This window comes from Tepidamorphus sp. 3E244 (assembly GCF_046159835.1).
Lineage (GTDB): Bacteria > Pseudomonadota > Alphaproteobacteria > Rhizobiales > Tepidamorphaceae > JACKJK01.
Map to the genome: position 1 here is coordinate 1,141,800 of NZ_JBJXCY010000001.1, position 23,332 is coordinate 1,165,131.

The following is a 23,332-nucleotide window of genomic DNA, read 5'->3' on the forward strand; positions in this document are numbered from 1 at the left end:
CGCAGAATTCTGCTAAGATGCCGCAGCGTTCACACCACACGGAAAAATATGGACAAGTCAGCCGCCGAACCCCAGCCAACGGAAGCAGCAATCGCCCAGCCCAATCCTGTGCGCCGCGCGGTATCCAAGGCCGCAGAACCGCAAAAGGACTGGTTCGACGATCCCAAGCGCTTCGTGAACCGGGAATTGTCATGGCTGGCGTTCAACCGCCGCGTTCTGGAGGAATCGGCCAACACCGATCATCCGCTGCTTGAGCGGCTCCGCTTCCTGTCGATCTCCGCCAACAACCTCAACGAGTTCTTCATGGTGCGCGTCGCCGGTCTCGTGGAGCAGGAGCGGGCCGGCATCAACACCCGCAGTCTCGACGGGCTGACGCCGAGCGAACAGCTGGACTCCGTCGGCCTTGCGGTGGATTCGCTCGTCGCCGGGCAGCAGGACCAGTGGAACGCCTTGCGCGGGCTTCTGGCGGAGGAGCGTATCGTCATCGTCGAGGGTGAAAACCTGAGCGATGCGGAGCGGACCTGGCTCGATAACTACTTTCTCGCGCACGTCTTCCCGGTGCTGACGCCGCTGGCGGTGGACCCGGCTCACCCATTCCCGTTCATTCCCAATCTGGGCTTCTCGCTGGTGCTGGAACTGGCCCGGAAGGGCGGCAGCATGACCGCGCTCATTCGCGTGCCGCTGCAGGTGCCGCGCTTCATCGCCCTGCCGCAGGCTGAGCCTGGCACCTATCGCTTCATCAGCCTGGAAAACACCATTGGGCTGCACATCGAGCGACTGTTCCCCGGCTATGACGTGCGCGGACGCGGCGCGTTCCGGATCATTCGCGACTCCGACATCGAGATCGAGGAAGAGGCCGAAGATCTCGTGCGCGAGTTCGAGACCATGCTCAAGCGCCGGCGCCGTGGCTCGGTGACGCGCCTGGAGATCGAGGCGTCGACGCCGGAAAACCTGCAGGCCACTGTCGCCGAGGCGCTGCATGTCAGCCGTGACGAGACTGTCACCATCGACGGGATGCTGTCGATGCACGAGCTTGATCAGCTCGTGGACGTGGATCGCCCGGACCTGAAATTCGTGCCCTACACGCCGCGCTTTCCCGAGCGCATCCGCGAGTTCGGCGGGGACTGCTTTGCCGCGATCAAGGCCAAGGACCTCATCATCCACCACCCGTATGAATCGTTCGACGTGGTGGTGCAGTACCTGAACCAGGCCGCCCGCGACCCGGACGTTCTGGCCATCAAGCAGACGCTCTACCGCACGTCCAAGAACTCCCCCGTCGTGCGCGCGCTCATCGAGGCGGCAGAGGCCGGCAAGTCCGTCACGGCACTTGTCGAACTTAAGGCCCGTTTCGACGAGGAGGCCAACATCCGCTGGGCGCGCGACCTTGAGCGCGCCGGCGTGCAGGTCGTCTTCGGTTTCGTGGAACTGAAGACCCACGCCAAGCTGTCCATGGTGGTGCGCCGCGAGCAGGGGCAACTGACGACCTATTGCCATATCGGCACCGGCAACTATCACCCGATCACCGCGAAGATTTACACCGACCTGTCGTTCTTCACCGCCGACCCGGCGATTGCCCGCGATGTGGCGCGCATCTTCAACTACATCACCGGTTATGCCGAGCCCAAGGACCTCGAGCAGATGGGCATGTCGCCGCTGACGATGAAGAAGAAGCTGCTGGAGCATGTCGACAACGAGGTCGCCAATGCCCGCGCCGGGAAGCCTGCCGCGATCTGGGCCAAGTGCAACTCGCTGGTGGACCCGGAGATTATCGATGCCTTCTACCGCGCCTCGATGGAAGGGGTGAAGATCGACCTCGTGATCCGCGGTATCTGCTGCCTGCGCCCCGGCGTGCCGGGGCTGTCGGAGAACATCCGCGTGAAGTCGATCATCGGACGGTTCCTGGAACACTCCCGGATCTACTGTTTTGCCAACGGAGAGGAAATGCCCTCGCTCAAGGCCGTGATCTACATCGGATCGGCCGATTTGATGCCCAGAAACCTCGATCGGCGCGTCGAAGCGATGGTTCCCATCTACAATCCGACGGTTCACGAACAGGTGCTGGACCAGATCATGGTTGCCAACATGCTGGACAACCAGCAAAGCTACCGCCTGAATGCCGACGGCGATTCAGAACGCATCGTTTTCGGGGAGGGCGAGGATCCGTTCAACGCCCACAAATATTTCATGACGAACCCGAGTCTTTCAGGACGTGGCCGCTCGCTCAAGAAACATTCTCCACGCAGTCTCGCAAAATCCGTCCGCTTCTAGCCCACGGGATTTGTTGTCGAACGGCTCTCCGGGCCGTTTGCCGTGGAACAAGCCGATCGCCGTTGTCGATATCGGCTCGAACTCCGTGCGCCTCGTCGTCTACGAGGGGCTGACGCGCTGCCCCACGCCCATCTTCAATGAAAAGGCGCTTTGCGGGCTTGGCACCAATCTCGCCTCGACCGGCCGGCTGAACGAGGATGGCGTCAAGCTGGCGCTGACCGCACTGCGCCGCTTCCGCGCGCTGTGCGACCAGATGCGCGTCGACAGCCTGAACGTGATCGCGACGGCGGCCGCCCGCGAGGCCGAGAACGGCTCGGGCTTCGTGCGCGAGGCGGAAACCATCTGCCGCGCCCCGGTGCGCATACTCACCGGCGAGGACGAGGCGCTGCTGGCAGCCTACGGCGTCGTCTCCGGTCTCTACGAGCCAGATGGCCTCGTCGGCGACCTTGGCGGCGGCAGCCTGGAGCTCGTCGATGTCCACGGTGATCAGGTCGGCGACGGCGCAACGCTGCCGCTCGGCGTCCTGCGGCTTCGCGACGTGACCGGCGAAAAACCGGACAAGGCCGAGGAGATGGTCGCCAAGTCCATCGCTGTCTGTCCCGTAGCGCCCAGTGGCAAGGACCGGCCGTTCTACGCCATCGGCGGCAGCTTCCGCTCCATCGCCAAGCTGCACATGGCCTCCAAGCAGTACCCGCTGCTCGTCATGCACAACTACGAGATCGAGATCGATGAGGCCCGCGACTTCATCAAGGAGGTGAAGCGCGGCAAGCTGGATTCCATGCAGAAACAGGCCGGTATTTCCGACGCACGTTTCAACCTGATGCCGTATGGCGCTGCCGTGATGGAAGGTGTGCTCGACGTCATCAGCCCGAGCAAGCTGGTCATGTCGGCGCTCGGCGTGCGCGAGGGGCTGCTCTATTCGCTGCTGCCCCAGAGCGAGCGCGAGATCGATCCGCTGATCGCCTCCGCCGAGGAACTGGCCTACCTTCGGTCACGCTCGCCCGCCCACGCCAGCGAACTGGTGCGCTGGACGGACGGGCTGTTTGCCTCCCTCGACCTCGATGAAAACGAAAGCGAGCGGCGCATCCGCCATGCCGCAACGCTGCTGACGGACATTGGCTGGCGCGCCCACCCGGACTATCGCGGCGAGCAGAGCGTCAACGTCATCGCCAACGCAGCCTTCATCGGCGTCGACCACGAAGGCCGCATCTTCATGGCGCTGACGGTGAGCCATCGCCACAACGGGGTGAACAATCCCGGCCTGCCCGACCGGCTGCTGGCGCTGGTACGCCCCAAGCTGCAGGAGCGGGCGCGCATTCTGGGCGGCGCGATGCGCGTCGCCTACCTCATCACCGCCAGCATGGCCGGTGTGCTGGACGAGACACCGCTGGCGAAGGAAGCCGACAAGCTGGTGCTACGTTTGCCCGCCTCGCGGGCGGACCTCGCCGGCAACCGGCTGGAAACCCGCCTCAAGCAGCTGTCCAAGGTGCTGTCACTGGACCCGGAAATCGTCATCGAAAGCTGATTCTGCCTGTTGGCCAGAATCCTCTGCCCGCGATGCGTCAGTCCCGGATGCGTTCGATGATCTGCAGCTTGGAGCCGTCCACGGCCAGCGCGATCTCGCCGCGCTTCACGCGCAGCGCCGCATCGCCGTAGATTTCCCGCCGCCAGCCCGAAAGGGCCGCTACGTCTGCATTGTCGTCGCTGGCAATGGCGTCGATATCGTCCGAGGTCGCGATCATCCGCGAGGCAACGCCCTTGTCCTCGCTGACCTGCTTGAGCAGGACCTTCAGCAGATCGACCACAGCGGGGTGCGCCTGCGCTCGGCGCTCCGCCTTCGGCATCTTCGGCAGGGCCTTGTCGTCCATCGCCTTCACCGAACGCACGATATCGAGGATCGCTTCGCCGTTCTTGGACCGCTCGAATCCGCGGGGCAGGGCGCGGATATGGGCCAGCGCCTCCGGCGTGTCGGGCTGCTGAACGCAGACCTCGTAGATCACGTCGTCCTTGATGATGCGTCCGCGCGGCACGTTGCGGCTCTGCGCCTCGCGCTCGCGCCATGCGGCCAGTTGCTTCATCGCTTCAAGCTCGCGCGGCTTGCGCGCGCGCATCTTCAGCCGCTTCCACGCGTCCTCCGGCTCCATCCGGTAGGTGTCCTCGGAGGTGAGGATCTTCATCTCCTCGGCAATCCACTGCGTGCGCTCGTTCTCTTCCAGCATCCCGGCGAGCTGCTGGTACGGCTCGATCAGGTGGATCACGTCGGCGGCCGCGTAGCGCATCTGCTTGTCGGTCAGCGGCCTGCGGCTCCAGTCTGTGAAGCGGTGGGACTTGTCGATCTCCACGCCCTTCACCTTCTTCACCAGCTGATTGTAGCTGACCGATTCGCCAAAGCCGCAGACGGCAGCCGCCACCTGCGTGTCGAAGACCGGGTGCGGCAGCGAGCCGTTCATGTTGTAGAAAATCTCGATGTCCTGCCGCGCGGCGTGGAACACCTTCACCACGCGCTCGTCATCCATAAGCGTGAAGAACGGCGCAAGGTCGATTCCCTCGGCCAACGGGTCGACAAGGAATTCGTTCCCGTCGGGGTCCGCCATCTGGATGAGGCAGAGCTTTGCCCAGAAGGTCGTGTCGCGCAGGAATTCGGTGTCGACCGTCACGAAGGGGTGGGCGGCGAGCTTTTCACAAGCGTCTTTGAGCTTGTCGGTGTCTTTGATCAGTTTCATGGCAGAGCGGTATAGACCGCAATGGCGCGGTCTGTCGCCCCGTTTTCAGGCAAAAAACCATCCAGCCTTGGACTATCGCGCGATTTTTGGTTACCCGCAGTGCGCAGGCAGGGTGCGGGACCATTCCAGCTGCCGGGCCTCGCCTTGACAACTCACCCGTTTCTCGTGCTTGTCCGCCCCAAATCCTTCAAAGCGTTCCGGAAAGACACCATGCACCGTTATCGCAGCCATACCTGCGCCGAACTGCGCGCGTCCGACGTCGGCGAGACCGTCCGCCTCAGCGGATGGGTCCACCGCGTGCGCGACCACGGCGGCCTCCTGTTCATCGACCTGCGCGACCATTACGGCCTGACGCAGATCGTCGCCGACCCGGATTCGCCCGCCTTCGCGCAGGCTGAGAAGGTGCGCGCCGAGTGGGTGATCCGCATCGACGGCAAGGTTGTGAAGCGTTCCCCGGAAACCGTGAACTCCGGCTTGCCGACCGGCGAGGTCGAGGTCTTCATCCAGGAATTGGAAATCCTGTCGGCGGCCGCCGAGCTTCCGATGCCGGTCTTCGGCGACCAGGAATACCCGGAAGAGACGCGTCTCAAGTACCGCTTCCTCGACCTGCGCCGCGAGCGCATCCACAACAACATCATGCTGCGCAACAAGATCATCTGGCGCATTCGCCAGCTGATGCGCGACCAGGGTTTCTTCGAGTTCCAGACGCCAATCCTCACGGCCTCCAGCCCCGAGGGCGCGCGCGACTTCCTCGTGCCCTCGCGCATGCATCCGGGCAAGTTCTACGCGCTGCCGCAGGCCCCGCAGCAGTTCAAGCAGCTCATCATGATGTCGGGCTTCGACCGCTACTTCCAGATCGCGCCGTGCTTCCGCGACGAGGACGCGCGCGCCGACCGCTCGCCCGGCGAGTTCTACCAGCTCGATATCGAGATGAGCTTCGTCGAGCAGGAAGACGTGTTCCAGGCCGTCGAGCCGGTACTGCGCGACCTGTTCAAGGAGTTCGCGGAGGGCAAGCGCGTCACCGAAACCTTCCCGCGCATTCCCTATGCCGAGGCCATGCGCAAATACGGCTCCGACAAGCCTGACCTGCGCAACCCCATCGAGATGGAAGCCGTCACCGAGCATTTCGCAGGCTCCGGCTTCAAGATCTTCGCCGGCATGATCGAATCCGACCCGAAGGTCGAGGTCTGGGCGATTCCCGCGCCGGGCGGCGGCTCCCGAGCCTTCTGCGACCGGATGAACTCCTGGGCGCAGTCCGAGGGCCAGCCGGGCCTTGGCTACATCTTCTGGCGCGAGGGCGAGGACGGCGGCGCCGGACCGCTGGCCAAGAACATCGGCGAGGACCGCACCAACGCGATCCGCGACCAGCTTGGCCTGAAAGCAGGCGATGCCTGCTTCTTCGTGGCCGGCCGGCCCGACAAGTTTGCAACCTTCGCAGGCATGGCGCGCACCCGCGTCGGCACCGAGCTTGAGCTGGTTGATACCGACCAGTTCGCCTTCTGCTGGATCGTCGATTTCCCGATGTTCGAGTGGGACGAGGAAAACAAGAAGGTCGATTTCTCCCACAACCCGTTCTCCATGCCGCAGGGCGGGCTGGACGCGCTCGAAAACAGGGACCCGTTGGAAATCAACGCCTTCCAGTACGACATCGTGTGCAACGGAATCGAACTGTCGTCGGGCGCAATCCGGAACCACCTGCCGGAAATCATGGAAAAGGCCTTTGCGATTGCCGGTTACGACAAGGCCGTTCTGGAAGAGAAGTTCGGCGGCATGCTGAACGCGCTGAAATTCGGCGCGCCGCCCCACGGCGGCATCGCGCCGGGCGTCGACCGCATCGTCATGCTGCTGGCGGGCGAGGAGAACCTGCGCGAGGTCACCCTGTTCCCGATGAACCAGCGCGCCGAGGACCTGATGATGGGCGCGCCGTCCACGGTCAGCTCCGCGCAGCTCCGCGAACTCAACATCCGCCTGATGCCGGTCGAGAAGGACTGAGCGCCGGCAATCCGCGCCAAGGGGTGACGTGACATGGACAACCGACCGGCTGCAGGGCTGGCGGGATTCATTCACCGCCACTGGGTGTTGTTGCTGGTGCTGGTGCTGTTGATTGCCATCGCGGGGCGCGTCTTCGGCGCGTCCGACGTTCATCTGCGCGACCAGTCGCGCACGATGAGTTACACCATCGACATGGTGGAAAACGGCAACTGGCTGCTGCCCGCGGACCCGGCAGGCCTGCCGACCACCAAGCCATTGCTCATCAACGTGATGCAGGTGCCGTTCGTCGCGGTGTTCGGGCCAAGGCCCTGGGCCTTCAAGCTGCCTTCGCTGATCGCGCTGCTGCTCACGGTCTGGCTGCTGGCACATGTTTCCCGAACGACCTTTGCCCGCTTTGCCGATGAAACCATGACCTTCGGGCTAGGCCAGCGCACCTGGGCGCTGGCGCTGACGATCGCCTTCTATGTGCTGAGCGCCATGCAGCTTCGCCTGTCATGGCTTGCCCGGCCCGACATGCTGCTCGTCTTCTTCATGACGCTTGGGTGGTGGGCCGCCGTGCGCAGCCTCGACCTGCAGCAAAGGGCAGGATGGTGGGTGCCAACGTTCTGGCTGGCAATTGTCGGCGCGGCGGTGACCAAGGGCCCGTTGGCGCTGCTCGTGCTGGCCTATCCTGTGCTGTCGGTGATCGTCATCCAGCGGGACTGGCGCGCGCTGTCGGTATTGCGTGCGCATCTCTATCTCGTGCCGGTGCTCGTGGCCTCGCTCGCCTGGCCGATCCTGCTCTGGTTCTTCCACCGCGAGCACCTCGTATACATCCTGCTGTCGCGCGAGGTTGGTTCACGTTTCGGCGGCGGTTGGTACGAAGGTCTCAAGACGAGTTGGGAAGTCTTGGGATACGTGGTCTCGCGCTCGCTGCCCTACACGATCTTCCTCTTCCCGTTTCTGTATTTCTTTCCCTGGCGTCGGTTCCGCGCCCACCCCTTGGCGCCGATGATGATCTACAGCGCGATGATCATCGCGCTTCTGGCCGTCATGTCATTGCGCCGTGGTGACCAGTTCGGCCCGCTCTATCCGGCCATTGCCGTGCTACTCGGCTGGGTGTGCGTCTACGCGCGGCCCCGTGATTTCTGGCTCAAGGTCTACGCCGCCAGCCTGCCGATTACGGCACTTGGACTGGCCTCCTACTACGCATTCCTCAGCGAAGAGGTTGAGGCAGGCTGGGGTGACAACGCGGTTGCCTTCACGCGTGATGTGCGCGCCGCAACAGCAGGGGAGAAGATTGCATTCTGCCCCTACGATACGCTGGGCGTTCCGATCGAGCCGCTGACGGGAACGAACGAACGCGGCCTGCTGAAATCGCGCGCCGGACCCGAAGGGGCGTGGGTCGTGACACAGGACCCGCCGGCAGGGGTTGAGCCGGATGTTCGCTCCGGCCCGATCTGGTATCACCGGTTCGCGCTCTACCGTGCAGGGCCCAACGAGGCAATCTGCCGTAACTCTTACGGATTTTGATCTCTCCTCGTTTCCTTTCGCTGCGGCGGGGGTTAGTTTGCGGCAATCAATAAGCCGGGGAGGTTGAAGGCGTGACAAGTCGGATTTCTGAGGAATTGCGCACCGGGGCGCTCGTCTATCACCGCGAGCCGAAGCCCGGGAAGCTTGAGATTCGCGCAACCAAGCCGCTCGGCAACCAGCGCGACCTTGCGCTTGCCTATTCGCCGGGCGTGGCCGCTGCCTGTCTCGCGATTGCCGAGGATCCGGCGTGCGCGGCCGAGTACACGACGCGTGCCAACATGGTCGGCGTCGTGACCAACGGCACCGCTGTGCTGGGCCTGGGGGCCATCGGGCCGCTGGCGGCCAAGCCGGTGATGGAGGGCAAGGCCGTCCTCTTCAAGAAATTCGCCGACATCGACGTCTTCGACATCGAGATCGACGCCCTCGACGTGGACCGCATGGTCGACGTCATTTCCGCGCTGGAGCCGACCTTCGGTGGCATCAACCTTGAGGACATCAAGGCCCCGGAATGCTTCGAGGTCGAAGACCGGCTGCGCGAGAAGATGAACATTCCCGTCTTCCATGACGACCAGCATGGCACCGCCATCATCGTTGCGGCGGCCATCGTCAACGGGCTGCATTTCGCCGGCAAGACGCTCGAAGACGCCAAGATTGTCACCTCTGGTGCCGGTGCCGCGGCGCTCGCCTGCCTGTCGCTGCTCGTCTCCATGGGCGCCAAGCGCGAGAACATCTGGGTCAGCGATATCGAAGGTGTCGTCTACGAGGGTCGCGAAGCGCAGATGGACCGCTGGAAGGCGGTCTACGCCCAGAAGACCGACAAACGCACGCTGATCGAGATTCTCGATGGCGCCGACGTGTTCCTCGGCCTGTCGGCCGGTGGCATCATGACGCCGGGTCACCTGGCCAAGATGGCCGAGAAGCCGCTCATCATGGCGCTCGCCAATCCCGAGCCGGAGATCATGCCGGACCTCGCCAAGGCAACGCGCCCGGACGCGATGATCTGCACCGGTCGCAGCGATTTTCCCAATCAGGTCAACAATGTGCTGTGCTTCCCCTTCATCTTCCGCGGGGCGCTGGACGTTGGCGCAACCAGCATCAACGAGGAAATGAAGCGCGCCGCCGTCGAGGCGATTGCCTCCCTCGCGCAGGAGCCGCCATCCGACGTTGCCGCCGTCGCCTATGGTGGGGAAACCGGTACCTTCGGACCCGAGTTCCTGATACCCAATCCCTTCGACCCGCGTCTCATCCTGCGGATTGCGCCGGCTGTGGCGCGCGCGGCCATGGAGTCGGGCGTCGCTACGCGCCCCATCGAGGATTTCGAAGCCTACGAAGAGCGTCTCGACCGCTTCGTCTTCCGCTCCGGCTTCATCATGAAGCCCATGTTCTCCACCGCGAAGACCGCGCTCAAGCGCGTCGTCTATGCGGATGGTGAGGATGAACGCGCGCTGCGTGCCGCTCAGGTTTCGATCGAGGAGAAACTCGCCGAACCGATCCTCATCGGTCGCCCGCAGGTGGTTGAATCAAGGTTGGAACGGTTCGGGCTATCTATCCGACCTGGCAAGGATTTCGAGCTCATCAACCCGGAAGACGACCCGCGCTACCGCGACTACGTCGACACATTCCTGGAGAAGACTTGCCGTGGCGGCGTGACGCCGGATGCCGCGCGTACCATCGTGCGCACCAACACCACGGCCATCGCAGCGATTGCGGTTGCCCGTGGCGATGCGGACGCCATGCTGTGCGGCCTGGAAGGCCGGTTCGACCGCCATCTGCTGACGATCCGCGATGTGATCGGCACGGCCGAAGGCGTGCGCGAATTTTCCGCCATGAGCCTGCTGATCCTCTCGAAGGGGGCGTACTTCCTCGCCGACACGTTCATCTCGCCGGATCCGAATGCCGAGGAAATCGCGGAAATGACGCAGCTTTGCGCCCGGCAGGTGCGTCGCTTCGGCATCACGCCGAAGGTCGCCCTGCTGTCGCATTCGAATTTCGGCAGCTCCAACACGGCGAGCGCCGTGAAGATGCGTGAAGCGCTCTCGATTTTGCAGAACCGCGATCCAGAGCTCGAGGTCGAAGGCGAGATGCACGGCGATACGGCGCTTTCGGAGACCCTGCGCATGCGCATCTTCCCGCATTCGCGCCTGACGGGCAGTGCGAACCTGCTCGTCATGCCGACGCTGGATGCCGCCAACATCGCCTACGAACTCATCAAGACGATGGCGGATGCGCTCCCCGTTGGACCGATCCTCGTCGGCGGGGCCAAGCCTGCGCATATCCTCACGCCGTCGGTGACGGCGCGCGGAGTCGTCAACATGACGGCAGTGGCAGCGGTTGAGGCGCAGCAGGCGTCAACGTCGCTGTAGAGCCGCAGGCACGTCAGCCTGACAGGCAGGTGGTTCGCGCTCAGTCGCGGACCACCTTCTGTTCCTTTTCCAGCTCGTGCCACTTGCCCTCGTTCTTGTCGATGTACTGGTAGTAGCGGTTGGAGAAATTGCCCTGATCGCAGGTGATCCGGCCGAGCACCCGCTCGTGCGGCCGGTTCTTCAGCACTTCCCGGAAATTGTTTGGGCCGGTGATGGAGAACACCTTGTTTCGCTTCGGCGACCGGATATTGGCGAGAATGCGCTCCGCGATCTCTTTCAGCACGGCGCTCCCCGGCTGCGCGGCGAAGAAGAAGTTGCTGACCATCTGGTCGCGGTCCTCGACGTAGAGTTCCTCGTGGCCGGGACGACGGATCCTGTCCAGCGGCCACATCAGGTTGCCGTCGATGTCGATATAGACCCCGCCGAACTTGTGAACGGTCAGCACCCGCCAGATGTCCGCCTGTGCCGCGCCGATCGTCAGCCGTGAATAGGCTTCGAGGTATTCTGGCGGATACTCGGTCCGCATCATCTCCGTGCGGTCGTCGGTGATGAGAAAGCGGAACTCGTAGGTCGGCGCCATCAGCCGGTTGCAGAGATAGTTCGCGTAGACGGGCAAGGTGACGCGATTGGTGAAGTTCGTTTGCCAGATGATCCGAACGATCCCGTCATCCGGCGCGGCCCGGCGCGGCGCGTTGCGCGCCGGGATCGTGTAGCGTTTGTTCGGGCACAGCGGATGGATGACGTAGTAGAGCGTCTTGAAGATGTTGCCGCTGAACTTGATGACACGGCTGGTGAGGAAGCGCAGGGCTGACATGCGAAAATCCGAATGGGAAAGAGTAGAACCCCTGCCGGAGAAGCCGGGCTATTGCAAGAGCGACAGCGCAACCGCGAGGATTAGTGCGGTCACCACCCCGTTCAGGCCCATGCCGATACCGGCAAACGTCCCCGCCAGCGGATTGACGAGGAAGGCGCGGGCCGTGCCGATGCCATGTGCGGCGACGCCGGCTGCAAACCCGCGCGCGGCCCAGTCGTGAACCCCGGCGCGGTCCATGAGCGGCGTCACGACGATTGCGCCGATAATTCCCGTCAGGATCACGAGGATGGCCGTCACTGCGGGCAACCCGCCGAGACGCTCCGAGATGCCCATGGCAATCGGCGTCGTGACGGATTTTGGTGCGATGGATGCGATCAGCGTCATGTCGGCACCCAGAAGCCATGCGACGGCGACGGCGCTTGATACCGCCGTCATTGATCCAATCAGCAAGGCTGCCGCCATCGGCACCAGGTTCTTTCGCACCTGCGCGAAGTTCTGCATCAGCGGCACTGCCAGCGCCACCGTTGCCGGTCCGAGCATGAAGTGGACGAATTGCGCCCCTTCGAAATAGACGGGGAAGGGGGTGTCACTCACGAAAAGCAGGCTGACCAGCAGGATGACGGCGACCAGAACCGGGTTGGCAAGCGGATTGCGATTGAGCGCCACAGACAGCCGGTCCGCGGCGGCGTAGGCGGCAAGGGTCGCGGTCAGCCACAGCAGCGGACTGGTGGAGAGATAGACCCACAGATCGAGCGCGCTCATGGCATCGCCTCGTTGTCGCGCTCGCCTGTCTCGCCATCACCGATGAGCCGCCGGACCCAGATGAACGTGAAAGCGGTGACCACCAGCGTCAGCGACGTCGAGATCACCAGCGCGCCAACGATCGGCAGCCACTGGGATGCGACCAGTTCGGCGTGCTGCATGACCCCGACCCCGGCGGGCACGAACAGAAGCGAAAGGTTGCGCAGGATGCCGTGCGCGACATCGGCAACCTTGCCGGCAAGAGACGGCAGGAGTTTCAGGCAGACAGCAAACAGCACCAGCCCAAGCACGGGACCAGGAACGGCCAACGCGAAGAAGTGCGAGATAGCCTCTCCGAAAAGCTGGAAGGCCAGCAGGATGAGCAGCGCTTCGATCATGGATATTCCATCGGCATTGAACCGTCAGCAGGGTGTGTGCGTAACCCTACTGTCAGGCTCAACGGGCACGCAACGGACATCGCCATGCGCAGATCACCTTCACGCCTCGCACTCTGTGGCCTCGCGCTCTGTGGCCTCACGTCCTGCCTCGCGATCGCCTTGGCCGGCGCGCCCCGCGCCGCGCTTGCAGATGAGATGAGCGGCAAGTCGGGCATGTCCCAACGCACCGTGTCGGCCTTCAATCTGACGACGCTGGAGGGCGAACCGCTCCCGCTCTCGCGCCACGACGGCAAGGTCATTCTGCTGGTGAACACGGCATCCAGGTGCGGGTTCACCCACCAGTTTGCCGGGCTTCAGGAGCTTTACGAGCGGTTTGCGGAGCAGGGCCTTCTGGTCATCGGCGTGCCGTCAAACGACTTCAACCAGGAGCTTGGCAAGGCCGAGGACATCCGCAAGGTCTGTTCCGGCAGCTATGGCGTCTCGTTTCCAATGACAGCCAAGGCCAGCGTGAAGGGTACAGACGCAACGCCGCTCTACCGCTGGCTGCGCGATGAACTGGGCAGCGAGAACGCGCCGCGCTGGAACTTCCACAAGTACCTGATTGGCCGCGACGGGCGCCCGCACAAAGCCTATCCCTCTCACGTGCGGCCGACCGCCGGTGAGGTTGTCGCCGAAATCGAGCGCCTGCTTGCGCAGCCGGGCGCCTGACGTCAGGCCGTCAGCGACATGATCCCGCGCCACAGCAGGTGCGCGGAGACAGCTGTGATCAGCACCCGGAACACGATGCGGAACTGCGCCTCCGGAATGCGGTTGAGGAGCTTGGTGCCGACGAACGTGCCGGCAAAGCCGGTTGCGACCATGGCCGCAATCAGCCCCAGCCACGGCGCAAAGGCAAAGCCGAGGATGCCGAAGGCGATCACCTTCAGCACGTGCTGGATCACCATCGCGGTGGAATGCGTCGCGATGAACTTGTGCCGGTCGTTGGGAAAGACGTTGGAATAGATCGCCAGCACGAACGGTCCCGTTGCGCCGAAGAACATCGTCAGGAAGGTGGAGATCGCACCGCCCGCGCCGATCAGCCAGCGCGCGCCGGAGGCGTCGAATTTCGGCTTCGGTCCCCACACCATGTAGAGGATGAACAGCGCGAGCGCGACGCGCAGGATGCCGTCATCCAGCGTCACGACCAGCCGCCCGCCAATGGCCGCTCCGATGATGCTGCCGACCAGAAAGGGCAGCAGGTAGCCCCACTGCACGCTGTCGCGCAGCAGGATGGCGCGTCCGGTGTTGGAGCCAAGCTGCACCACGCCGTGAACGGGAATGAGGGCGGCAATCGGCATCAGCGAGGCCATGATCGACAGCAGCAGCACCCCGCCGCCGAAGCCGGTCGCTGCCATGATCATGGAGGTGAAGAAACTCGACACGATCATGATCGCCGAGGACAGGGCCGGCAGGTCCGGCGGCAGGAATTCGGGCATGGATTTCAGGTCTCGCTGGTCACGTCGCGCGGCAATCTATCCCGAAACCGGGACGAACCCGGAATCGAAAACGCCGGCCCCCTTTCGGGCACCGGCGACCTGTTTTCTCGAGGCTCCCCGTCAAGACGCCGCGGCCATGAACCGAGCCGCGGCGCAAGTTGGCGGGAGGCGACTGTCAAACCCGCTTATGAACAGCCGCTGGTGGAGCCGCAGGTATCGCACTTCAGGCACGTGCCGTTGCGAACCATGGTGAAGTTGCCGCATTCGCCGCAGGCCTCGCCCTCGTAGCCCTTCATCCGGGCTTCCGCCGCGCGCTGCGCGGTGTCGGCGACCGGGGCAGGGGCCGGCTCGGGGATCGGTGCCGGCGTCGGTTCGATCATGACCTCCGGTTCCACCGCGGTGGCCAGCGCCTGGGCGCGGGCCTGCAGGGCACCAACGGGGCCGCCGGTGGACTTCGGCATGATCTGGTTGGCGCTGTGTACCACTGTCAGCTTCTCGGCGGGCTTGCCACGCACGAGGCCGGTGGAGACGAAGTGCGCCGCAGACGGGCCACTGTCATCCTCGCCGTCGACGCCCTCACCGATGGTGGTGGAGGAGATGTCGGCCGGCTTCACATGCGCCAGGTCGTGGCGGTCGAGATAGGAGACCGCCAGCTCGCGGAAGATGTAGTCGAGGATCGAGGTGGCGTTCTTGATCCGGTCATTGCCCTGGACCATGCCGGCGGGCTCGAACCGGGTGAAGGTGAACGCCTCGACGTACTCCTCCAGCGGCACGCCGTACTGCAGGCCGAGCGAGATGGCGATGGCGAAGTTGTTCATCATCGCCCGGAAGGCGGCGCCTTCCTTGTGCATGTCGAGGAAGATCTCGCCAAGCCGCCCGTCGGCGAATTCGCCCGTGTGCAGGTAGACCTTGTGCCCGCCGACGATTGCCTTCTGGGTGTAGCCCTTGCGGCGGTTCGGAAGCTTCTCGCGCTCCAGCGGCACGGTCTTTTCCACGATCCGCTCGACGATCTTCTCCGCAACTGCCGCGGCCCGCTGTGTGGGGGCTGAAGCCGTGATCGCCTCGACCGCATCTTCCGCGTCTTCCTCGTCGTCGGCCAGCAGCTGCGAGTTCAGCGGCTGGGACAGCTTGGAGCCGTCGCGATAGAGCGCGTTCGCCTTCAGCGCCAGGCGCCAGGACAGCATGTAGGCTTCCTTGCAGTCCTCGACCGTGGCGTCGTTCGGCATGTTGATCGTCTTGGAGATCGCACCCGAGATGAACGGCTGGGCCGCTGCCATCATGTGGATGTGGCTGCTCACCGACAGGTAGCGCTTGCCGATGCGGCCGCACGGGTTGGCGCAGTCGAAGACAGAAAGGTGCTCGTCCTTCAGGTGCGGTGCACCTTCCAGCGTCATCGCCCCGCAGCAGTAGGTGTTGGCCTGTTCGACTTCTTTCCTCGTGAACCCGAGCTCGAGCAGCAGGTCGAACTGCGGATCCACGAGGCGGTCCGCCGCAATCTTCAGGACCGAAGTGCAGAATTCCTCGCCAAGCGTCCACTTGTTGAACGCGAACTTGATGTCGAACGCGGTCGCAAGACCCTTTTCGATGGAGTCGAGCTGTTCGGCACCGAACCCCTTGGCGGCAAGCGTCTTGTGGTTGACGCCGGGAGAATCCTTCAGCGTGCCGTTGCCGACCGCGTAGGTGACGATGTCGTCGATCTGCTCCTGCTCGTAGCCGAGCGTGCGCAGGGCTTCGGGAACGGCGCGGTTGATGATCTTGAAGTAACCGCCGCCGGCGAGCTTCTTGAACTTCACCAGGGCGAAGTCCGGTTCGATGCCCGTCGTGTCGCAATCCATCACGAGGCCGATGGTGCCGGTCGGCGCGATGACCGAGACCTGCGCGTTGCGGTAGCCGTTGGCCTTGCCGAGTTCGAGCGCGTCGTCCCATGCCTTGCCGGCAGCCGCGACGATGTCGTCCTGCGGACAGGACGCCTTGTCGAGAGCGACCGGGTCGGTGCTGATCAGCTCGTATCCGCCCGTCTCGCCGTGCGCGGCGCGGCGATGGTTGCGGATGACGCGCAGCATGTGCTTCGCGTTCGGCTCGTATTCCGGGAAGGCACCCAGTTCACCGGCCATTTCGGCGCTGGTCTTGTAGCAGATGCCGGTCATCAGGGCGCTGATGGCACCGCAGATCGCGCGGCCCTCATCGCTGTCGTAGGAGATGCCCGAGGTCATCAGCAGGCCGCCGATATTGGCGTAGCCCAGACCCAGCGTGCGGTACTTGTAGGACAGCTCGGCGATCTGCGGCGAGGGGAACTGCGCCATCAGCACCGAGATTTCGAGCACGACCGTCCACAGCCGCGTGGCGTGGCTGAAGGCTTCCACGTCGAAGCGCTTCTGCGCGTCGCGGAACTGCAGAAGGTTCAGCGAGGCGAGGTTGCAGGCCGTGTCGTCCAGGAACATGTATTCCGAGCACGGGTTGGAGGCGCGGATTTCGCCGGCCGCCGGGCAGGTGTGCCAGTCGTTGATGGTGGTGTGGTACTGGATGCCGGGATCAGCGGACGCCCATGCCGCGTGGCCGACCTGCTCCCACAAATCCTTGGCATCGACCGTGTCGTGCACCTTTCCGTCGATGCGACGGATCAGATCCCACGTGCCGCCATCCTCGACCGCCTTCAGGAACTCGTCCGTCACGCGCACCGAGTTGTTGGAATTCTGGCCCGAAACCGTGAGGTAGGCGTCGGAATCCCAGTCGGTGTTGTAGGTCGAGAAGGTGATGTCCGTGTAGCCCTGCTTGGCGAACTGGATGACGCGGCGGATGTAGTTTTCCGGCACCATCGCCTTCTTGGCGGCACGCACTTCGCGTTTCAGGGCAGGGTTGCGGTTCGGCTCGAAGCAGTCCGCGTTGTCGGCACCGGATGCGCAGTTCACGCAGGCCTTCATGATGGCCGACAGGTGCTTCTGGCAGATCTTGGAGCCGGTCACGAGGGCGGCGACCTTCTGCTCCTCCTTCACCTTCCAGTTGATGTAATCCTCAATATCGGGATGGTCGATGTCGACGACGACCATCTTGGCCGCGCGGCGCGTGGTGCCGCCCGACTTGATGGCGCCCGCTGCACGGTCGCCGATCTTCAGGAAGCTCATCAGCCCCGACGACTTGCCGCCGCCGGAAAGCTTTTCGCCTTCGCCGCGCAGCCGGGAGAAGTTGGAGCCGGTGCCCGACCCGTACTTGAAGAGACGCGCTTCGCGGACCCACAGGTCCATGATGCCGTTCTCGTTGACGAGATCGTCTTCCACCGACTGGATGAAGCAGGCATGCGGCTGCGGGTGCTCGTAGGCACCGGTCGAGCGCGTCAGCTCACCCGTCTCGTGGTCCACATAGAAGTGACCCTGGCTCGGGCCGTCGATGCCATAGGCCCAGTGCAGGCCGGTGTTGAACCACTGCGGGCTGTTGGGCGCGCACTTCTGGGTGGCGAGCATGTAGGCCAGTTCGTCGAAGAAGGCGCGCGCGTCTTCCTCGGCGTCGAAGTAGCCACCCTTCCAGCCCCAGTAGGTCCAGGTGCCTGCGAGGCGCTCGAAGACCTGGCGGCTGTCGATCTCGGAAACGAAGCGGTCTTCCGCTGCGAGCTTCTTCAGTGCCTTTTCATCCGGCACCGAGCGCCACAGCCAGGACGGGACCGCGTTCTCTTCCACGCGCTTCAGCTTGGCGGGAACGCCAGCCTTGCGGAAATACTTCTGGGCGATGATGTCGCTTGCAACCTGCGACCACGAGGCCGGCACGACGATGTCGTCCAGCTTGAACACGATCGAGCCATCCGGATTGCGGATTTCGCTCGAAGTTGTCCGGAATTCGATACCTTCAAAGGGTGATTTGCCCGCCTCGGTGTAACGCCGCTCAATCCGCATCTAATTCTCCAATACCCGGCCGCCGCCGGCGCAATAAATTGCCATGCCAGGGCATGACCCCGACTCGCCATCTCAACTCTGTTTTAAGCCCCCGATTGCGCACCCGGATATTGCCGGTCCACGCTTTCGTGCGGATATGCCCGGTATCCCCGGATCTTTCCGCTGCCGACCGGATAACGCGGTCAAGGCACTTGCCGGACCGGGCGCAAAATGCCTGCGCCTTGCCCTGCTACGCATCGCCATTTTCGAAGAACCGGACCCCGTCCGGCACTGCACCGCGTCACCTCGGTGACGTCCAGATACGGTATGACGACTCGTCTTCACCCGTCAAGCAATAGTGTGTCCGGGTTACCGAACCCCTAAATCTTGTGGCTCATGCGTGAATGACGGGGAAAGTGCGGATCTGCGACTTGCTCGCATGCCGGCAGAATTCGCGCATGCCGCAGGCTGACACGATTCGCTGCGGTCGCGAAGGCGATGGCGAACTTGAGTCGGATTTTACCGTTTCGCTTGCCGGGTACTTAAAGCCGGCTTGCTAGCCTGTGGCGCAATGAGGCTCGTGAAAGCCTCAACAAAAACAGGAATGATGAGGCCGTTCCCCCCATGCCCCACCATGATGCTTTCGGGCTCCATGTGTCCGATCTCGACGTCGCCGTTGTGGAAAACAGCAGGGCGATGCAAGCCACCCTGCGCTCCATGATGTCCGCCATGGGCGTGCGCCGCGTGCGCACCTATGACACGGGCACCGAAGCCCTGACCGCGATGCTGGCCGACCCGCCATCGGTGGTGCTGACGGCCTGGCAGATGCAGCCGATGGATGGCGGACGCTTCGTCCGCACCATGCGGGACCCGGAATTCCCCACGCTCTGCTACGTGCCGATCATCGTGGCGACCGCGCACACCACCCTGAGCGTGATCGACGCTGCCTTTTCCGCCGGCTGCAACGCGCTGCTTGCCAAGCCGCTCAGCCCCAAGGTTCTCGAAAGCCGGTTGGACTGGCTGGTGCGCGATCCCACGCGCATGGAGAACGACAACGGCCGAATCATCGTCCGCGGTATGAGCCAGACGCTCGAGAACCGTGTCCGCAACAGTGCGCTTGCGCGCTCCATCCAGCGCACCGATGCGCTCGCCGCGGTCATGCGTGAAGAAGAAACAGCTTCGACGCCGGCGCCTGAAACAAAGCCCGCCGCACCGCCTCAGCCCTCTGCAAAGGAGGCAAACGAGCGCGCTGCTGCAAAGGCTGCGGCCAAGAAGCCTGCCAATGCGCAACCGGCCCCGAAAAAGCGTTCGCGCCGTTGGCATGGATGGGACATGGGCACCCCGAAGGGGTCGACAGCCGCCTAGCAGATTGTGCATAGTCCGCCGCGAACGCGCCGGTGCATGACCGGCCCGAACGATCAAGCGGAAACACGCCGGACATGAAGACCTTTCTCCTGCAACTGTTCACCTGGTGGCACGGTCAGACCATGGGCACGCGCCTCTTCACATGGCTGCGCGGCAGCTATGTCGGCGAGGACGAGTTCGGCAACAAGTACTACCGCAATGACGGGATCCCGCCCCACGGCGAGCGCCGCTGGGTGGTCTATGCCGGCGAGGCCGAGGCGAGCGCCGTTCCCCCGTCCTGGCACGGCTGGCTGCATCACACCGTCGATGTCCCGCCCACCGAGGAAGACTACACGGTCCGCGAGTGGGAACGCCCGCATCTGCCCAACATGACCGGCACGGCGGCCGCCTATCGCCCGGCAGGCTCCACGCTGCGCGCCAATGCGCGCCCCTCGGCGACCGGCGACTACGAGGCGTGGACGCCCTAAGGCGCGTCCACCGGCCTGCAGCGGCTTCTCGCGATGGCTCAATCAGAACAGACCTGGTCCGCCAAGGGCTATGATCGCAACGCCCGGTTCGTGTCCGAACTGGGCGCTGGCGTTTTTGGCTGGCTCGACCCCAAACCCGGCGAGCGTATTCTTGATCTGGGCTGCGGCGACGGCGCGCTGACACAGCAACTCGTGGATGCCGGTGCGACCGTGACCGGTGTCGATGCCAGCGCCGACTTCGTCGACGCTGCAAAGGCGCGCGGTCTCGACGTCCAGCAGGGCGATGGCCATGCGCTCGGCTTTTCGCGCGAGTTCGATGCCGTCTTCTCCAATGCAGCGCTTCACTGGATGACGCAGCCGCGCGACGTGATCGCCGGCATTGCCCGCGCGCTTAAGCCCGGCGGGCGTTTCGTGGCCGAGTTCGGCGGGCACGGGAACGTCGCGGCGATCGTCACGGCCATGCGGGCGCTGGCACGAATCCACAGAGGCGATGCCTCGCTCGCCCATCCGTGGTTTTTCCCGACGCCCGCTGAATATCAGACGATGCTGGAGGAGGGTGGCTTTAGCGTGCGCGAGATCGCGCTCATCCCGCGCCCCACGCCGCTGCCGACCGGCATCGCCGGCTGGCTGGAAACCTTCCGAAAGCCGTTCTTCGACCAGTTCGATGATGCCACCCGCGTAAAGGTGCTCGGCGAGCTGGAAGACCTGCTCGCGCCGAGCCTGCGCGACACGGCGGGTCAGTGGACGGCGGACTACGTCCGGCTGCGTGTTCACGCAGTGCTGGACGCCTGAATGGACCGGAAGGCCACACAGCCCCAAAATCTCGCCATCCTTGCGCCCGAGCGTTGCACTTGCGCGGCTTAGCGGGCAAAACGCGATTCTGGTTCCACCGCTCGGCGGGCGTGGGACCGCGTGAGGAGGTCTGTCGATGCGTCTGAGCACGGCTTTTCGAAATCTGGTGCTGGGTCTTATGGTGCTGGCGGGTGTGCTTGCATTTGGCGCCCCGGCGCACGCGCAGCGCATCAACAACCCGATTGCCGAGTTCACCGGCCTCGACAAGATCACCGGCCGCATCATCAAGTTCGACGTGCTGATCGATGAGACGGTGCAGTTCGGCGCGCTCCAGGTCACGCCGCGCGTCTGCTACTCGCGCCCGACGACCGAAGCCCCGAAGACCACGTCATTCGTGGAAGTGGATGAAGTGACGCTGGACGCCAAGATCAAGCGCATCTTTACAGGCTGGATGTTTGCCGCAAGCCCGGGCCTCAACGCCGTCGAGCACGCCGTCTATGACGTCTGGCTGACGAACTGCAAGCAGTCCTCGGAAGAACTCGGGATCGCCAACCAGTAGAAGTCCGCCGGCACCTGCAGCGCGGCATCCAGCATCTCGTGATATTTTGCGCGCGGCACTTCTATCGCGCCGAAGCGGTTGAGATGGTCGGTCACGAACTGCGTGTCGAGCAGGGTGAAGCCGCCTGCCTTCAGCCGTGCCACGAGGAAGGCCAGCGCGATCTTGCTGGCGTCGCGCTCGCGGTGGAACATGCTCTCGCCGAAGAACGCACCCCCCAGGCGCACGCCATACAGCCCGCCGATCAGTCGGTCTTCGCGCCAGACCTCGACCGTGTGGCACTGGCCGGCCTTGAACAGCTCGCCGTAGAGGCGGCGGATTTCCGGGTTGATCCAGGTCTTGGAACGGCCTGCCGCCGGTTCCGCGCAGCCCTCGATCACCGCATCGAAATCGTTGTCGATCTTCACCTCGAAATCGCCTTTGCGGATGGTGCGCGCAAGGCTGCGGGACATGTGGAAGCTGTCGAGGGGAAGGATCCCGCGCCGGTGCGGTTCGATCCAGTGAAGCTGTGGATCGTCCTCGCTCTCGGCCATCGGGAAGATGCCGCAGGCATAGGCCTTCAGCAGCACCGTGGGCGTGATTTCAAATGCGACGTCGGATGCACCGCTCAAGGCTTGCACTCCGCTTCACCGCCGGGGCTGGGCGTGGCTCAGTCGTCCGAGGTTCCGGCGAGGTATGATTCGAGCCAGTGGATATCATAGCGCCCGTCGACGATATCGGCATTGTTCACCAGCTCCGAAAACAGCGGGATGGTGGTCTGGATGCCGTCGATCACGAATTCCGACAGGGCGCGCCGCAGGCGCATCAGGCACTCGTTGCGGTTCTTGCCGTGGACGATCAACTTGCCGATCAGCGAGTCGTAGTAGGGCGGGATCGAATAGCCCTGGTAGACGCCGGAATCGACGCGGATGCCGAGGCCTCCGGGCGGGTGGTAGTAGTTGATGCGGCCGGGCGAGGGCGCAAAGGTGCGCGGGTTTTCCGCGTTGATGCGGCATTCGATGGCGTGGCCGTGGAAGGAGATGTCTTCCTGCTTCACCGAAAGCGACGCGCCTGCCGCGACCCGAAGCTGCTCGTGCACGAGGTCGATGCCGGTAATCATCTCGGTCACCGGATGTTCCACCTGCAGGCGGGTATTCATCTCGATGAAGTAGAACTCGCCGTCCTCGTACAGGAACTCGATCGTGCCCGCGCCGCGATACCCCAGATCGGCCATCGCGGTTGCCACGGTGTCACCGATGCGCTTGCGGTCGGCGGCATTGAGGCCGGGTGAGGGGGCTTCTTCCCACACCTTCTGGTGGCGGCGCTGCAGGGAGCAGTCGCGTTCGCCAAGGTGGATCGCGTTGCCGCGCCCGTCACCGAAGACCTGCACTTCGATATGGCGCGGCTTGCCGAGATACTTCTCCATGTAGAGGCTGTCGTCGCCAAAGGCCGCACTGGCCTCCGCGCGCGCCGTCTGCATGGCGTTGAGGAGTTCGTCTTCGCTGAGCGCGACCTTCATGCCGCGCCCGCCGCCACCGGCAGCGGCCTTCACCAGCACCGGATAGCCGATCTCCGCGGCGCAGGCATAGGCCTGCTTCTCGCTCTCGATGGCACCGTCGGAACCCGGCACAACCGGTACGCCGAGCGCCGAGACCGTCTGCTTGGCGGCGATCTTGTCGCCCATGACGCGGATGTGCTGCGCGGTCGGGCCGATGAAGGTGATGTCATGCGCGTCGAGAATTTCGGCGAAGCGGGCATTCTCCGACAGGAAGCCGTAGCCTGGGTGCACGGCGTCGGCCCCGGTGATCTCACAGGCCGCCAGAAGCGAGGGAATGTTCAGGTAGCTGTCGCGGGCCGCCGGCGGGCCGATGCACACGCTCTCGTCGGCGAGGCGCACATGCATGGCGTTGCTGTCGGCGGTGGAATGAACGGCGACGGTCGCGATGCCGAGTTCCTTGCAGGCCCGCAGGATGCGCAGGGCGATCTCGCCGCGGTTGGCAATGAGGACCTTTTCGAACATTCAG

General features: G+C 64.0%; 18 protein-coding genes. 10 read left to right on the plus strand and 8 right to left on the minus strand.

Going from position 1 to position 23,332, the window contains the following annotated elements; all coding sequences use genetic code 11:
• The first annotated feature begins 48 nt into the window (after window positions 1-48).
• Together ACKTEK_RS05460 and ACKTEK_RS05465 are read left to right on the plus strand one after the other, a co-directional pair.
• On the plus strand, window positions 49-2,268 hold the full coding sequence (locus ACKTEK_RS05460; RefSeq protein WP_409164229.1) for an RNA degradosome polyphosphate kinase: 2,220 nt from the start codon (window positions 49-51) through the stop codon (window positions 2,266-2,268).
• Window positions 2,269-2,281: 13 nt separating this feature from the next.
• Window positions 2,282-3,793, plus strand: coding sequence for a Ppx/GppA family phosphatase (locus ACKTEK_RS05465; protein ID WP_409164230.1), 1,512 nt, complete (start codon window positions 2,282-2,284; stop codon window positions 3,791-3,793).
• Window positions 3,794-3,830: 37 nt separating this feature from the next.
• On the opposite strand, the gene rnd is transcribed toward ACKTEK_RS05465, so the two are convergent.
• Window positions 3,831-4,991, minus strand: a complete 1,161-nt coding sequence (gene rnd, locus ACKTEK_RS05470; RefSeq protein WP_409164231.1) for a ribonuclease D — start codon at window positions 4,989-4,991, stop codon at window positions 3,831-3,833.
• Window positions 4,992-5,201: 210 nt separating this feature from the next.
• Here rnd and aspS point away from each other — a divergent pair, with 210 nt between their 5' ends.
• From aspS to ACKTEK_RS05485, 3 genes are all read left to right on the plus strand, one after another.
• Window positions 5,202-6,983 (plus strand): aspartate--tRNA ligase, encoded by a 1,782-nt coding sequence (gene aspS, locus ACKTEK_RS05475; RefSeq protein WP_409164232.1) that lies wholly within the window; start codon window positions 5,202-5,204, stop codon window positions 6,981-6,983.
• A gap of 33 nt (window positions 6,984-7,016) precedes the next feature.
• On the plus strand, window positions 7,017-8,495 hold the full coding sequence (locus tag ACKTEK_RS05480; protein ID WP_409164233.1) for an ArnT family glycosyltransferase: 1,479 nt from the start codon (window positions 7,017-7,019) through the stop codon (window positions 8,493-8,495).
• A gap of 71 nt (window positions 8,496-8,566) precedes the next feature.
• Complete coding sequence (locus tag ACKTEK_RS05485) at window positions 8,567-10,858, plus strand: NADP-dependent malic enzyme (RefSeq protein ID WP_409164234.1); 2,292 nt, start codon at window positions 8,567-8,569, stop codon at window positions 10,856-10,858.
• Window positions 10,859-10,898: 40 nt separating this feature from the next.
• On the opposite strand, the gene ACKTEK_RS05490 is transcribed toward ACKTEK_RS05485, so the two are convergent.
• Genes ACKTEK_RS05490 through ACKTEK_RS05500 form a run of 3 tightly spaced genes read right to left on the minus strand, consistent with a single transcriptional unit; the run spans window position 10,899 to window position 12,811 of the window.
• Window positions 10,899-11,672, minus strand: coding sequence for a glycosyltransferase family 32 protein (locus ACKTEK_RS05490; protein ID WP_409164235.1), 774 nt, complete (start codon window positions 11,670-11,672; stop codon window positions 10,899-10,901).
• Between the two features lie 48 nt (window positions 11,673-11,720).
• The gene (locus ACKTEK_RS05495) at window positions 11,721-12,434 is read right to left on the minus strand and encodes an LrgB family protein (protein ID WP_409164236.1); all 714 of its coding nucleotides are present in this window, start codon (window positions 12,432-12,434) and stop codon (window positions 11,721-11,723) included.
• Window positions 12,431-12,811 (minus strand): CidA/LrgA family protein, encoded by a 381-nt coding sequence (locus ACKTEK_RS05500; protein ID WP_409164237.1) that lies wholly within the window; start codon window positions 12,809-12,811, stop codon window positions 12,431-12,433. The genes ACKTEK_RS05495 and ACKTEK_RS05500 overlap by 4 nt, the downstream gene beginning before the upstream one ends.
• A gap of 213 nt (window positions 12,812-13,024) precedes the next feature.
• Between ACKTEK_RS05500 and ACKTEK_RS05505 the strand changes: the two genes are divergently transcribed.
• Window positions 13,025-13,519, plus strand: a complete 495-nt coding sequence (locus ACKTEK_RS05505) for a glutathione peroxidase (protein WP_409164238.1) — start codon at window positions 13,025-13,027, stop codon at window positions 13,517-13,519.
• 2 nt (window positions 13,520-13,521) lie between these two features.
• Here the strand turns inward: ACKTEK_RS05505 and ACKTEK_RS05510 are convergent, their stop codons facing one another.
• Both ACKTEK_RS05510 and ACKTEK_RS05515 read right to left on the minus strand, forming a co-directional pair.
• Entirely contained in the window at window positions 13,522-14,286 is a 765-nt protein-coding gene (locus ACKTEK_RS05510; protein ID WP_409164239.1) for a sulfite exporter TauE/SafE family protein, read from the minus strand.
• Between the two features lie 185 nt (window positions 14,287-14,471).
• Window positions 14,472-18,170: a vitamin B12-dependent ribonucleotide reductase gene (locus ACKTEK_RS05515; RefSeq protein ID WP_409164240.1), complete on the minus strand. Its 3,699-nt coding sequence runs from the start codon at window positions 18,168-18,170 to the stop codon at window positions 14,472-14,474.
• Window positions 18,171-18,773: 603 nt separating this feature from the next.
• Between ACKTEK_RS05515 and ACKTEK_RS05520 the strand changes: the two genes are divergently transcribed.
• The 4 genes from ACKTEK_RS05520 to ACKTEK_RS05535 all read left to right on the plus strand — a co-directional run bounded on the left by ACKTEK_RS05520 (window position 18,774) and on the right by ACKTEK_RS05535 (window position 21,332).
• A complete protein-coding gene (locus tag ACKTEK_RS05520) occupies window positions 18,774-19,514 on the plus strand; it encodes a PleD family two-component system response regulator (protein WP_409164241.1) in 741 nt (246 codons plus the stop codon).
• Window positions 19,515-19,588: 74 nt separating this feature from the next.
• A complete protein-coding gene (locus ACKTEK_RS05525) occupies window positions 19,589-19,981 on the plus strand; it encodes an NADH:ubiquinone oxidoreductase subunit NDUFA12 (RefSeq protein ID WP_409164242.1) in 393 nt (130 codons plus the stop codon).
• A gap of 33 nt (window positions 19,982-20,014) precedes the next feature.
• Entirely contained in the window at window positions 20,015-20,773 is a 759-nt protein-coding gene (locus tag ACKTEK_RS05530) for a class I SAM-dependent methyltransferase (protein WP_409164243.1), read from the plus strand.
• A gap of 178 nt (window positions 20,774-20,951) precedes the next feature.
• The gene (locus tag ACKTEK_RS05535) at window positions 20,952-21,332 is read left to right on the plus strand and encodes a DUF2155 domain-containing protein (RefSeq protein WP_409164890.1); all 381 of its coding nucleotides are present in this window, start codon (window positions 20,952-20,954) and stop codon (window positions 21,330-21,332) included.
• Here ACKTEK_RS05535 and aat read toward each other — a convergent pair.
• Window positions 21,269-21,940, minus strand: coding sequence for a leucyl/phenylalanyl-tRNA--protein transferase (gene aat, locus ACKTEK_RS05540; protein ID WP_409164244.1), 672 nt, complete (start codon window positions 21,938-21,940; stop codon window positions 21,269-21,271). The two genes, ACKTEK_RS05535 and aat, sit on opposite strands and share 64 nt — an antisense overlap.
• A gap of 38 nt (window positions 21,941-21,978) precedes the next feature.
• Window positions 21,979-23,328 (minus strand): acetyl-CoA carboxylase biotin carboxylase subunit, encoded by a 1,350-nt coding sequence (accC, locus tag ACKTEK_RS05545; RefSeq protein WP_409164245.1) that lies wholly within the window; start codon window positions 23,326-23,328, stop codon window positions 21,979-21,981.
• Between the last annotated feature and the right edge of the window lie 4 nt (window positions 23,329-23,332).